The sequence below is a fragment of the uncultured Campylobacter sp. genome (assembly GCF_937973075.1).
Classification (GTDB): Bacteria; Campylobacterota; Campylobacteria; order Campylobacterales; family Campylobacteraceae; genus Campylobacter_B.
In genome coordinates this window covers 1-12,327 of record NZ_CALBWL010000057.1, presented here as the reverse complement: position 1 = coordinate 12,327, position 12,327 = coordinate 1, and the positions used below count along the sequence as shown (strand labels likewise).

Genomic DNA, 12,327 nt, shown 5'->3' with positions numbered 1-12,327 from the left:
TACTTTCATAAATTGCGCGACGCAGTAGCCGTTTTGCGAGCAAAATGCGCTTGCGGCGGGCGGACAAAGCGTACTGGGCGCTGCAAAATGTGCTCTAAATTTAATAAAATTTGATCCTTCGCTTCCGCGCCCCTTGCCGCTTTTTTGAAATTTCGCAAGGTCTCGTTTGCGCTAAGCTTAGCCCGTATGACGCGGCTATCGGCGCCGCAATGTCCGCGCAACTCGCTGTTTTGCGGATAAGACTTAGGAATTTTGCCGAAAATTCGCATATACGCTCGATCTAGCGAGCTTGAAGCGCGAAGCTGTCGCTAAAGCTCGCGTCAAAATTTTTGCAAAGATTAAGCATCAAATCCGTAAATTTGCGCCCGCTAAACATCGCGCCGCCGAAGATCAAAACGTCAAAATCCTCTTTGCGCTCATCCGCCAGATCGCTTAAAAAATAGCCCAAACTATCGAAAAATCCGAACGCAAACAGCTTTTCATTGGCGCCTGCGAGCGCATAGCTCATCGCCGAGCGCAAAATTTTATCCGCTTGCACGCAGCCGCGCTCGTCCGTGCAAAAATCAAGTCGCACCCCTTTGCCGCCCGCAAAATCCTCCGCGCTCGCTATCAAAAACTCCGCATCGCGCCCCCAGATAAGCTGTGCGGCGACGCTAAAGATGCTGTAAAATCCCGCGTTTGCGCTTTTTAAAATTTCATCGATTTTTGCTGCGTTTACGTTAAATTTGGCGCTGAAATTTTCAAGCAGCTTCGCGCCCGTTTCGTCCGCGCAAATTTGAGCCTTAAGTTCGTCAAAGCTGCGCGGCAGATTAAATTTAAGCAGAATTTTTTTAGAGCTTTCGCCATAAATTGCGATCTCATCATCCGCACCCGCGCCCAAAAAGCAGCGCAAAACGCGTTTTTTGGAGTCGTTCAAAACCCCCTTTTCGCGGCACGTAAGCGCAAAAAGAGCGGAGTTTTTGTCGTTTGAGTTTTTCAGGTAAGCGCTCGCACTGCCGCTTAAAAAATCCTCGTTTTGCACGATCAAAAAGCCGTTTTGCAGCGGCGCGACTTTAAAAATTTTATCTTTTTGCGCCGCGCTTTCGCATTTTGCGCTTAAAAAATAGATCCCGTCGCTTGCCAAAGCGCGCACTAGCGCAAACACGAATATGTCGCCCGCAAGCTTTACGTCAAAAAATTTAGGCGCGCCCTCGTGGTTTTTTCTAAAGATCGCATTGGTTTTTAGGCTTATGAGCGGCTTTTCGAAGGCTGCGAGCGCGATTTTGCTCTTTTCATCGCTCACAAAAATCCCATCCAGCGCGCCCACTCCCGCGGCTATCAAAAAATCGGCGCTAAAATCCACGTCCGCTTTGAGCGTGAAAGTTGCGCCGCCGCGCTTAATCTGCACCTGCCTGGCATGAAATAAGTTTATGCGGCAAAACTCTAGTAAGCGGGCAAAATTCTCCCTGTTTACCGCTTCAAATTTTCCCTCATGAAGCACGCTAGCGCCGCTTATTACTCCGAATTCGTTTTGAGACGGCTCGGCGCGAGCGAGGTATTCCTTTATCACTCGCGGGGTAAAGTTATTAAATTTAGCCTGACTGGCTGCGTTTGAAATTTCATCCTCTAAAAATTTGCTTAAATCGCCCAAGGAGGCATCTTCAAATGTGCCGTTAAATTTCAGCGCTTTCGCTTCGGCGCCGCCCTCATCCACCACGCGCACGGAGGATTTTGCCAAAAATATGGAGTTTGGAATCAGCGGCATCGCCTCGTCGCTAAATTTTAAAATTTCATCCTCACTGCCGCGCACGAAAAGGCTTATTAGACTCGCCTCTTTTTTCAGGCAAAACTCAAGTGCACTTTTGCGAGCATAAAACAGCAAGAAGTGCGCTATCAGCGCGTTTTCATTAAGGTAGTTAAACTCATATGCTACTATCATCTCGCCCCTTTTTTGCAAATCGATCCGCTATATCTTGGGCGCTGAGATCGGCGATTTTTTCATGCGCGAAACCAAGATCCAATAGGTACTTAAGCGCCGTTTTTTCCATGATTTTTGAGGACTCTAAAATCGCGGAGCTTAGCTTAAAGCTTGCTTCCTCAATGCGCTGCGGCACGACCGCTAGAATTTTAACGTGAGGCAGATCGCCGCAAAGATCCATCATCTGCAGGGTTTGAAGCATTTCGATCTCGTGCGCCGAGCCGCTCCAGCTGATCTGCTTAGGCATCGCGTCGTAGTCGAAAAAATACACCTCGCCGCCCTTTGCGCCCTCCGCGTCTATGCAATCGACGAGCAAAATTTCATCAAATTCCGCCATCGTAGGCGTAAGAAAGCTAGCCAGCGTCCCACCGTCGATAAAGCGGATCTGATCCGCGCTGTTGCTCGATGCGGCGGAATTTTCGGTAATAAGATCCGCATTAATAGAGCTTTGCGCTGCGGAATTTATTGCTAAATTTTGCGAAGTAAAATTTGAAGCTGAATCCTGCTTTGCGGAATGTTCTGAAGTAGAATTTCGGTTTGAATTTACTGCTGGGAAATTTTGCTTAAAGATAGAATTCTCATCCGCAAAATTTTGCAAGGAGTCGCGCTCTATGGAATTTTGCGAGGTAGAATTTTGTATCGCAGAGACTTGGGCGGAATTTTGCATAAAATTCTGCGCCGCGAAATCCTCGCCCGCCATAGAATTTCGTGCAGCGGCTTTAGGATAAAATTTATAGTTCTGCGCGAGCGCGCGGACGAAGTGTACGCCTATGCCCTCGTCCGCGTAGATGACGTTGCCGATACCCAGTACCAGCACCCTCAAGCGTGCTCTTCCTTTTTAAATTTATAGCCGCTTACGATCGCATCCATCGCGCCGTCCCTGCCCTTGACGGCGTTAAAGACCGCCATATAGACGTGGATCGGCACGAAGATTATGATGATATTCATGCAAAGATGATGTATCATTCGCACTTCGCTTAGACCGCCCATCGCAGCTTCCAGCGGGCGCAAGAGACCGTATAGCGCGCCACCGAGCCCTTCGTGATAGACATGCACATATAAGATCATACCCGTTAGGCAGATCACGAATAGCACTAGATAAAAGCCCAGATAGGAGATGAACTGTAGCGGGTTATAAACGCCGCGAAGATGCGGGTGCTCGCCCAAAAAGATATAGTATTTGATCTGAGCTATCCAGACGCGCGGGCTAAAAAAATCCTTGATGCTTAAAAGCTCTTTTCTGCTCTTTTTATCGAAAAAGAAAAGATAAGTTTTAAAGATCGCCGCGCCGATCATCGCAAAGCCGAAGATCAGATGCACGAATCTAAATTTAGCCTGCATGAAAAGCACCGGCTCGGGATTTATCTCGGGCGCGGTGAAAACAAAGGCGATGTAATATCCGGTGATCACCAAAATCGTAATGCAAAGCGCACGCAGCCAGTGCGTGAGCCTAAGACCGATTGAGAACTCGTATTCCGCAAATCTTTTTTTCATCGTTTATCCTTTGCTGGGATCTACCCTATAGCAGCCAAGCTCCGCTCCTTTGGCGTCCATTACGTGCACGGCGCAGGCGATGCAAGGATCGTAAGAGTGGATGCGGCGGATAATCTCTAGCGGCTTGGAAAGATCGGCAAGTTTAAGCCCGATCAAGCAGGATTCGTAAGCGCCCATAGCGCCGTCTTTATCCTTCGGAGTGGCGTTCCAAGTAGAAGGTACGACCGCCTGCCAGTTTTTGATGACGCCCTTTTCGATCCTGCACCAGTGGCTAAGTGCGCCGCGCGGCACGTGACCGATATAGCGACCTTTGTACTCTTTGGAGTTATCAATTACATATTTTGCGCAGGTCTGCGTATCGCCGCTTTTGATGTTTTCGATCAAATTTTCTAGCGCAATCAGTCCGTTGTCGGCTACGACTTTAGCCTCGATCATACGACACGCCGTTCGTCCAAGCGTCGAAAATACCGCCTCAAGCGGCAAGCCGGCGTCTTTTAGGAATTGATCCACGACTTTTACTACGCGCTCATTTTTCTTGGCGTAATTTACCACGATATTTGCAAGAGGCCCTACCTGAAGCGGTTTGCCGTCGTATCGCGGAGCCTTAATCCAGGTGTATTTGCCCTGGGTATCGAGCACCTTCGTATGCGCTTCTTTGCCGTGCGCGTCGATGCTCTGTCCGTCCTGAAGGCCCGTATAATTCGGCTCTTGCTCGCCGTCGTAAGGATGAAGCGGCGCATCGTTTTTATACCACGCATGCGTTGCCTCCTCGGTAATCTTGTTCTCATCAAGCTCCAAAACCTTGCTAATATCGCCGTTCATAATCATGCCGCTTTGAAATAGCCATTCGTTCTTTGAAAGCTGAAATTCTTGATGAGTCCATAAATTTGCCACACCGATATCGTTTAGCACGCTAGGCTCGTTGCCGTAAGCCTTCGCAGCCATTACGAGATCAGGATAGTAGGCGCGATTTACAAAGTCTGCGATCTCTTTAAATTTAGACATATATTCGCCCAGTCTCGCAGGACTTAGGATATCCATCACGCAGGTGACGCCGCCTACGGTGAGGCTTTGCGGATGAGGCTGCTTTGCACCGAATATCGCCATCATCTGAGCCGCCGTGCGCTGAATGCGCAAACACTCAAGATAGTGTGAAAGAGCGATTAAATTTTGCTCCGGGCTAAGCTTATGTTGGGTGGCCGAAGTAGGCATTGGCAAAAGGCCCCAAAGCGCCTTTCTTAACAAAAGCGCCCACGCGATCTTGCACCTCTTTTAGTTTATCTGCGCCGCACGCATAAGGGGTATCGCAGTATTTAAACGCCTCCTCGCTTGCTTTTTTAGGATCGGCGCTAAGAGCGCTTACGACATCCACGAAATCAAGCCCGTGGAGTTGATAAAAATGCACCGGATGATCGTGCAAAAATAGCGCGTTAGCCATCAGCGTGCGCGTTAGCAAGGCATTTAGCGGCGGAGTTATGCCAAGGGCGTTTTCTACCGCGACGATGCCCGCTTTGTAGTGCGAGAAGGTGCAGACGCCGCAAATTCTTTGCATAAAAAATCCCGCGTCGCGCGGATCTCTATTTTTTACTATGGTCTCAAGCCCGCGCCATAAAGTGGAGCTGCTATAGGCCTCGCGGATGACGTTTTCGTCGTCCACTACGACCTCTATTCTTAAATGTCCCTCTATTCTGGTTATCGGATCTATTACGATTCTTTGCGACATGATTATTCCCCTTTATCTTTCTTAAATGACGCAATCGCCGCGTGTGCCGCTACCGCAACACCCGTGATCGCTAAAATTCCGACACCTATCTTATCTGCGGTAGCATCAGCGCCTAGCCCGCCAAAAACGCTTTCGTAAAGGCGATCCGCCAAAGGCTCCTCAAAAGGCCCCATATGATCCCAAAAATCAGGCTCTGAGCAGCCTATGCAGCCGTGACCCGCTTGTACCGGCCAGCTAGTGTGGGAGTTGAAACGCTCGCGCGAGCAGTTGTTAAACGTATAAGGACCCTTGCAGCCTACTTTATAAAGGCAGTATCCGTCCTTCGCACCCGCATCTCCGAAGCTTTCTACAAACTCGCCCGCATCGAAATGTCCGCGGCGCTCGCACAGATCATGTATTCGTAGCCCGTAAGCCCATTTAGGCCTATTATAAACGTCTAGGCTCGGAAGCGTGCCGAAAAGGATGAAATTTAGCACGTTGCCGACGATATTTTTTTCATTCGGTGGACAGCCTGGGATGTTGACGACAGGCTTACTTATGATCTTTTCTAGACCTACTGCGCCGGTCGGATTCGGAGCTGCGGCTTGGATACCGCCGAAGCTCGAACAGGTACCGATCGCAAATATTGCTGCAGCGCCTTCGGCCGCGTCTTTGCAGTGTTGAGCTCCGCTCTTGCCCTCAGGACCCACGGTTAGGAAAAATTCATTCTTGCCGCTTGGGATTCCGCCCTCGACCATTAAGATATAGCGCCCCTTGTATTTTTCGATCGCACCCTCTAAATTTTCCTCGGCTTGCCAGCCTGCGGCAGCCATTATTGTCTCGTGATATTCAAGGCTGATGTAATCAAATATTAGGCTGTCGATGCTAGGCGTCTCGGTGCGTAGCAAGCTCTCGCTACAGCCCGTGCACTCCGCCATATGAAGCCAGATTACCGGCAGGCGATCCGCAAGCTCCGCAGCTCGCGCCACGCTCGGTGCAAATGCGGCCGGAAGACCAAGCATCGCGGTCATCGCTCCGCTCCATTTCATAAAATCACGACGCGAAAAACCTTTGCTCTTAAGCCTTTCTTGTATGTTTTCCTCCACTTTTATTCGCGGCAAACGCTCAACGGCATCAAGTCTAGCCGAAATTTGAGCTAAATCAACCATAATGTCCTCCTGAAATTTAGGATATTTTTAAATGGCATTCTATCAAAATTTAGAATTCATGCACCTTAAATTTCGTTAGATTTAATTAAAATTTTATATTTATTCATCGTCTAGCAGGTTTTAAATTTGAAAATAAAAGGCGGATTAAAATTTAGCGCGGCGGACGAAACGTTAACCTTTTCCGTGGACGGAGTAGCCTTTGCTCGTGATGGTGCAGGCGGTGAAAACATTAAATTTTTTATGAAGCATTAAATTTCACGAAGCAGTGAAATTTTATCCAAGAATTTTATAGCGGCGAAAAGTAGTTCAAGATAAAGCAGGCGTAGGTTGGATGATTTTGTGCGATACTAGCAGGCGAACTACTCGTGCGCCGCAGCGAAGTATTTTTGCAAAATCATCCGTTAATCTTTAGAAAATTTTAAAAGATCAGCTTACCAATCTCGTTGCATCTTGGATATTGATGTTTAGTCCAAGCTGCTCGTTGCTTAGCCCAAGTGCAAGTCCCACAAGCTGAGATAGGTGGATGATTGGTTTTCTTGCCTTTGAGTTCATCGCTTCTTGGTATCGCTCCTGATAGATATCTAGCTGCATCTGGCATAGCGGACAAGGGGTAACTACGACGTCCGCTCCGTTTTCGCCCGCATTATTTACGATCTCGCTTGACATCTTTTGAACAGACTTTACCGCAGGATAGCTAGCGTGAAAGCCGCAGCAATCAAGGCGCTTTTCAAAAGGCACTATCTGAGCACCAAGTGCGCTAACTACCGCTTCAAAGCTTTTCGGATTGGTCGAGCTCTCCTTCTTAAGCTCGCGCTCCGGTCTTAATGAGTGGCAGCCGTAAAATAGCGCTACTTTTAAATTTGAAAGCGGCCTCGTGACCTTGGCTTTTAGAGTGTCTAAATTCTGATATAGCACCCAAAGCAGGCTCGTTATCTCGGTGCTTCCCTGATACTGCATACCGCCCTCTTTCAAAAAGGTATTGATATAGCTTTTAGCACCCTTATCGAGAGTAAGTTTAGCCTTAGTTAGAGTTAGCATACAGGTGGAGCAGGTAGTTAGCAGAGGCATATTCATACCCTCGGCGAGCGCGATGTTTCTGGCATTAGCTACTAGGCTTGCCATAGGATCGACGCATTGAGCTTGGCTAGCCCCGCAGCAGCTCCAGCCTTTTATCTCATGAAGTTTAATACCCAGCACCGGAGCGATCGCTTCAAGTGAAATTTTAGATTCCTTTGCGGCTTGACTTAAAACGCAACCCGGGAAAAATGCAAATTCGTTATTCATCCTCTCCTCCTTATTCTATCTCGCCGCTAGCCTGAGCCTTGCGTGCGGCCTCTATCATCTTAACGAGCTGCGCATGACCCTCGATCTCCTCTTCGCCGAAAGCATGAAGCGGATTCATCTTGCCCGCAGCCATTAAGTTTGCCGCTACGTCCATCTTGCCCATATTCGCAAATACGCCTTCGCTTCTTAAGGCAAGCTTGATCTCGTTTAGCCTTCCGCTTCCTTCTACGATATCTAGCAGGAACGCCTCGGCATGACCAGGACCGCTTCCTGCGGTTAAGCCCTTTTTCATCGCTAGGGCGCGAAGTGCGGTGATATCGCTTTGGGCGCTTATGCCTTTAGGGCAGCGATCGGCGCACTCTTGGCAGTGCACGCATAACCATAATCCGTTTAGTACCGCAGGCTTTAGATGAGGCATAGCGTCCTCGCTTCTTGAATCAAACGCGGCGCGGTTAGCATGCGTGAAAACAAAGGGCTGCATATAATCGCTCGCATCGGCTCCAAGCTTATTGCATTCGCTAGCGCAGCAGCCGCAAAGTATGCAATCCCACTGCTTTTTGACGCGCTCCATCTGCTCCGGGCTTTGTTTACAGCCCTTCTCGGCGCTAAATTCTTTCTTAGGCGTAATGGTCGGTTTGATCTTTCTTAAATTTTCGATACTAGGTTCCCAATCCACTACTAGATCCGAGATCACTCGGAAATTATTTAGCGGCGAGATCGTAAAGCTATCCGGGTTTTCATACTCCGCAAGCAGAGCCTCCATCTTGGTATCACAGGCGAGATATGAGTGCCCGTTTACCCTCACGGCACAGGCTCCGCATATCGCCATACGGCACGCTGCGGTAAAATTTAAAGTGATGTCTAAATTTTGCTTAATAAATTGCAAAACTCCAAGCAGGGTCTTTCCTTTGATCTGCTCCAAACTTAACTCGTAAGCTTGCTTATAATTTTTGCTTCCGTCGAAGCGGTCTATGATAAATTTCATTGAGGTTTCCTTCCGTCAAGAGAGAATTCCGTAACGACAACCTCTTTGTAGCCCAAGCTTAGCTCGCCTGCATCGTTCATCGTCACGATACTGTGCTTTAAGAAATTTTTATCGTCGCGCTTAGGATAATCCTCTCTGGTATGCGCGCCGCGGCTTTCCAGCCTCTTTTGCGCAGCCAAACACGCACAGCGCGCAAGCAGGATCAAATTTCCAAGCTCAACATAGTCGGTAAATGCGGTATTCATAACCGGATTTGCATCCGCAACGTGCAGCTCGTCGTAGCGCGCTTTAATGCCCTCTAAATTTTGCGAAAGCAGATCGAGCTTCTCGCCTGTTCTAAAGATACCCATATTGTCCCAAAGCTGCGCGCCTAGCTCTTCGCGTAACTCATACATCTCGTTTGCCTTGCCCGAGCCGTTTGCGATCTGCTTAAATTTAGCCTGCCATTTTTGCGCGAGCTCGCTCGCTCTTTTACCGTCACCAAAACCGCTTTGTTTTGCAGCATAATCCGCTGCGCCGAGCCCTGCAAGCTTGCCCGTTACAACGGCGTCGGTTAAAGAATTTCCGCCTAAGCGGTTTGCGCCGTGAATCGAGATACAAGATGCTTCGCCCGCGGTATAAAGCCCTGAAATTTTAGTGCTCATATCGTCAAATTTAGACACTTCAATACCGCCCATCGAGTAGTGTGCGGTAGGACGAATCGGAATCGGCTCCTCGATCAGATCGATGCCCTCAAACAAAATAGCGGTGTGTCTGATCTTAGGAAGGGCTTTTAAAATTTTATCTTTTCCGAGATGTCTTACGTCAAGAAGTACGTATGCGCCGAGCCCCTCGCCGTATCCCCTACCCTCGCGAATCTCGGTTTCGATCGCGCGAGCTACGACGTCGCGCGGCGCAAGCTCCATCTTTTCGTGGTAGTTTTTCATAAAGCGCTCGCCTTTATTGTTGAGCAGATATCCGCCCTCGCCTCGCGCAGCTTCGGTAATGAGCGCGCCGCCGCTTTTGATGCCTGTGGGATGAAACTGCACCATCTCGGGATCGCTAAATCCAAGCCCCGCGCGAAGTGCTGCAGCGATACCGTCGCCGGTGGCGATATAAGGTACCGAGGTGCGGTTGTAAAACATTCTCGTATATCCGCCCGTAGCGATTACCAAGGCTTTGCAAAGTACGGGATAAAAATCGCCGGTTTGGATATTTCGAAGCACAACGCCCTCGCATTTGCCCTCAGGCGCGCTGATCTCAAGCAGCTCGTGATCGATTAAAAATTTCACGCCGTTGCTGACCGCATCGTCAAAACAGGCGTGCATCAAGATATGACCCGTCTTATCGGCGGAGTAGTTGCATCGTTTTTTAGACGCGCCGCCCATAAAGCGCTGCGCTACGCCGCCAGGAACGCCGCTCTCTTTGCCGTCCACGCCGCCGCTAGCATTTCTGGAAAACAGCGTGCCGATATAATCCATCTCGGCAATCGTAGGGCCCGCAAGTTCGCAAAATTTAATCGCAGCGTCCTGATCTACGAGATATGCGCCGCCCTTTACGGTGTCGTAGGCGTGAAGTTTGTATGAATCGCCGCCACTGAAGCTCGTAACGCCGTTGATACCGCCTTCCGCCATACAGGTAGCGTTACGCGAAGGCATCATCTTCGTAGCTACGACGACGCTGAGATTTGGATTGCTCTTTCTTACCGCTACGGCTGCGCGCAAACCCGCGCCTCCCGAGCCGATAACGAGTACGTCCACACTAGGAAGGCCACCTTCGTTGCCGCCGTCTGCGCTTTTACTCTTGTCGGTATCCACGCAGCCGCTAAGGCTAAGCGCGCCGACGCCGATACAGGCCGATTTTAAGAAATCGCGTCTGTTGAAATTTGATTCACTCATTTTCCTCTCCATTTGAGAAATTCTTAGCTTAAGTTTAAAGTTCTAAACTAAAAACGTAATTTTAGTTTCATTTTTAACATAAGTCAAATATTATTTAGTGTATCATTTCATAAGAATTGAGTTATCAATTGGAGGGGCTAAATGAATTTGCATCGCATGGAGCTAGCATTAAAAGTAGCAGAATTCTGCAGCTTTACTAAGGCTGCGGAAGCACTTAAAATCCCGCAGCCGTCACTATCGCAGAGCATTTTATCGCTGGAACGTGAGCTTGGAACGCAGCTTTTTAACCGCACGAGCAATCCCATTTCGCTTACGCGCGCGGGAAAAATTTACGCTAGTAAAGCCAAAGTCATTTTTGACGCCATAAACGACCTAAAAAGCGATATTTCTGAAATAAGCGGCGTAAAAAATGATAAAATTCGCATCGGCTTTTCGCAAAACGGCTATAATCTACTGCCGTCGCTACTGCCGATGTTTTGCAAGAAATTTAAGGATTCGGATCTGCAAATCACGCAATTTTCTTCTGCGCTTAGCATTCGTGAAATGCTACTTCAGGGTGATCTTGATGTCGGTATGCTGATACTTCCCATCGATATGAGTGGGCTTGACGGGGTTAAAATTCTAACGCAAAAAACCTATGTCGCTCTAAGCTCCACCCATCCGCTCTCGCTTGAGTTTAAAAACGAATCTGTTCCCAAAATTGACATTTCGCACTTAAAAGAGGAAAGATTCATCCTGCCTAATCAAAGCCTAAGAAGCGCCGAGCAGATAGATGAGTTCTTTGCCGCTGCGGGCTTTGTGCCGAAAGTGCTATGTCGTACGGAGACCTTTGATATCGCCAATGCTATCGTCGCAAGCGGCGCAGGAGCGTGCTTTAGCATACCGCAGATGATAAAAGAAGATAAGGCAAGCAGGATAAAACTCTTTGACGTAGGCGCGCGCGAGCTCGATAATACGCTGATAATTGCCTACAAAAAAGGCAAACGTCTAAACCATCTAGCGCAGGCATTTATCAAAACTGCACGTAAAATTTCTAATGAAATTTAAAATTCATAACTCGCAACGATAAATGAGAGATTGAGTTTTTGCAGCACTTTGTCTCTACATTAGCTTTTGCATAAAAATTTTTAGAGTAGATTTTGCTCAAACTTGGGATGAAATTTCAAACTAAGCTTAAATTATAATTTTGCCAATAAAATTTTTTGTTGCTAAAATTTTACTCACAATTTACAACGGAATTTAGCGCGAAATTCTAATTTTTCACTCCGCCTAAAATATCCAAATCCTTGTTATACACCTTGGTATCTACTTCAAAAATTCCAAGCAGCGTATGAAAAAGATTATCGTGCGAAAAAGCGTCATCCTTGTGCGATTTAAGCGCGCTTAGATCGTATCTTTCGCGCATTTTTCCCTCACCTAGCCAAACGATAGCGCCGATATGCTTTTGCGCCTCTGGAGCGAAAAGATAGGGCATGCCGTGCAGATAAACGCCGCCCTCGCCGAGGCTCTCGCCGTGATCGCTCATATAGATCATCGCCGTTTCGTGCGTCTTAGAATACGGCTTTAAAAAATTTATAACCTTGCTTAAAAAATAATCCGTGTATAAAATCGCGTTATCGTAGGCGTTTGAAATTTCTTGCTGCGAGCAGTTTTCAAGCTCGTTATCGCGGCAAACGGGGCTAAATTTTTCAAATTCTTTCTTATAGCGCTTGAAATACGCAGGCCCGTGATTGCCCATCTGATGCAGCACGATTAATACGTCTTTGCCCGCGTTTTCGGAGACAAATTTATCAAGCCCCGCAAGCATCCCCTCGTCCCTGCACTCTACGTCGCAGATCGGATTATTTTGCGGAATTTTA

10 protein-coding genes and 2 pseudogenes are annotated in these 12,327 nt (G+C 48.1%); 1 reads left to right on the top strand and 11 read right to left on the bottom strand.

What is annotated here, in order from left to right; translation table 11 throughout:
- Positions 1–5: 5 nt before the first annotated feature.
- From Q0274_RS07380 to sdhA, 10 genes and pseudogenes are all read right to left on the bottom strand, one after another.
- Complete coding sequence (locus tag Q0274_RS07380) at positions 6–269, bottom strand: hypothetical protein (protein WP_298028582.1); 264 nt, start codon at positions 267–269, stop codon at positions 6–8.
- Positions 270–280: 11 nt separating this feature from the next.
- The gene (locus tag Q0274_RS07375; RefSeq protein WP_298028580.1) at positions 281–1,918 is read right to left on the bottom strand and encodes a hypothetical protein; all 1,638 of its coding nucleotides are present in this window, start codon (positions 1,916–1,918) and stop codon (positions 281–283) included.
- Positions 1,902–2,624 (bottom strand): hydrogenase maturation protease, encoded by a 723-nt coding sequence (locus tag Q0274_RS07370; protein ID WP_298028610.1) that lies wholly within the window; start codon positions 2,622–2,624, stop codon positions 1,902–1,904. The genes Q0274_RS07375 and Q0274_RS07370 overlap by 17 nt, the downstream gene beginning before the upstream one ends.
- 60 nt (positions 2,625–2,684) lie before the next feature.
- A pseudogene (locus tag Q0274_RS07365) lies at positions 2,685–2,780 on the bottom strand (hydrogenase expression/formation protein); the annotation flags it as partial.
- Positions 2,777–3,451: a Ni/Fe-hydrogenase, b-type cytochrome subunit gene (gene cybH, locus Q0274_RS07360; RefSeq protein WP_297905367.1), complete on the bottom strand. Its 675-nt coding sequence runs from the start codon at positions 3,449–3,451 to the stop codon at positions 2,777–2,779. The pseudogene Q0274_RS07365 and the gene cybH, both read right to left, overlap by 4 nt.
- A gap of 3 nt (positions 3,452–3,454) precedes the next feature.
- Positions 3,455–5,174 (bottom strand): annotated as a pseudogene (locus Q0274_RS07355) (nickel-dependent hydrogenase large subunit).
- Between the two features lie 2 nt (positions 5,175–5,176).
- Positions 5,177–6,322, bottom strand: a complete 1,146-nt coding sequence (locus Q0274_RS07350) for a hydrogenase small subunit (RefSeq protein ID WP_298028578.1) — start codon at positions 6,320–6,322, stop codon at positions 5,177–5,179.
- A gap of 426 nt (positions 6,323–6,748) precedes the next feature.
- Complete coding sequence (sdhE, locus tag Q0274_RS07345) at positions 6,749–7,606, bottom strand: 8-methylmenaquinol:fumarate reductase membrane anchor subunit (protein WP_298028576.1); 858 nt, start codon at positions 7,604–7,606, stop codon at positions 6,749–6,751.
- Positions 7,607–7,616: 10 nt separating this feature from the next.
- Entirely contained in the window at positions 7,617–8,591 is a 975-nt protein-coding gene (gene sdhB, locus Q0274_RS07340) for an 8-methylmenaquinol:fumarate reductase iron-sulfur subunit (RefSeq protein ID WP_298028574.1), read from the bottom strand.
- Positions 8,588–10,468: an 8-methylmenaquinol:fumarate reductase flavoprotein subunit gene (sdhA, locus tag Q0274_RS07335; RefSeq protein ID WP_298028572.1), complete on the bottom strand. Its 1,881-nt coding sequence runs from the start codon at positions 10,466–10,468 to the stop codon at positions 8,588–8,590. Before sdhA ends, sdhB begins: the two co-directional genes overlap by 4 nt.
- A gap of 141 nt (positions 10,469–10,609) precedes the next feature.
- On the opposite strand from sdhA, the gene Q0274_RS07330 reads away from it, so the two are divergent.
- A complete protein-coding gene (locus Q0274_RS07330) occupies positions 10,610–11,515 on the top strand; it encodes a LysR family transcriptional regulator (protein WP_298028570.1) in 906 nt (301 codons plus the stop codon).
- Positions 11,516–11,720: 205 nt separating this feature from the next.
- Here Q0274_RS07330 and Q0274_RS07325 read toward each other — a convergent pair.
- Positions 11,721–12,327: sulfatase-like hydrolase/transferase (locus Q0274_RS07325; RefSeq protein WP_298028568.1), on the bottom strand; the 607-nt coding region annotated here is incomplete at its 5' end.

Coding starts and splice junctions, on each gene's coding strand:
- sdhB (WP_298028574.1), bottom strand. CDS start 8,591: ATGAAATTTATCATAGACCGCTTCGACGGAAGCAAAAATTATAAGCAA.
- Q0274_RS07330 (WP_298028570.1), top strand. CDS start 10,610: ATGAATTTGCATCGCATGGAGCTAGCATTAAAAGTAGCAGAATTCTGC.
- Q0274_RS07350 (WP_298028578.1), bottom strand. CDS start 6,322: ATGGTTGATTTAGCTCAAATTTCGGCTAGACTTGATGCCGTTGAGCGT.
- cybH (WP_297905367.1), bottom strand. CDS start 3,451: ATGAAAAAAAGATTTGCGGAATACGAGTTCTCAATCGGTCTTAGGCTC.
- Q0274_RS07380 (WP_298028582.1), bottom strand. CDS start 269: ATGCGAATTTTCGGCAAAATTCCTAAGTCTTATCCGCAAAACAGCGAG.
- sdhA (WP_298028572.1), bottom strand. CDS start 10,468: ATGAGTGAATCAAATTTCAACAGACGCGATTTCTTAAAATCGGCCTGT.
- sdhE (WP_298028576.1), bottom strand. CDS start 7,606: ATGAATAACGAATTTGCATTTTTCCCGGGTTGCGTTTTAAGTCAAGCC.
- Q0274_RS07370 (WP_298028610.1), bottom strand. CDS start 2,624: ATGCAAAATTCCGCCCAAGTCTCTGCGATACAAAATTCTACCTCGCAA.
- Q0274_RS07375 (WP_298028580.1), bottom strand. CDS start 1,918: ATGATAGTAGCATATGAGTTTAACTACCTTAATGAAAACGCGCTGATA.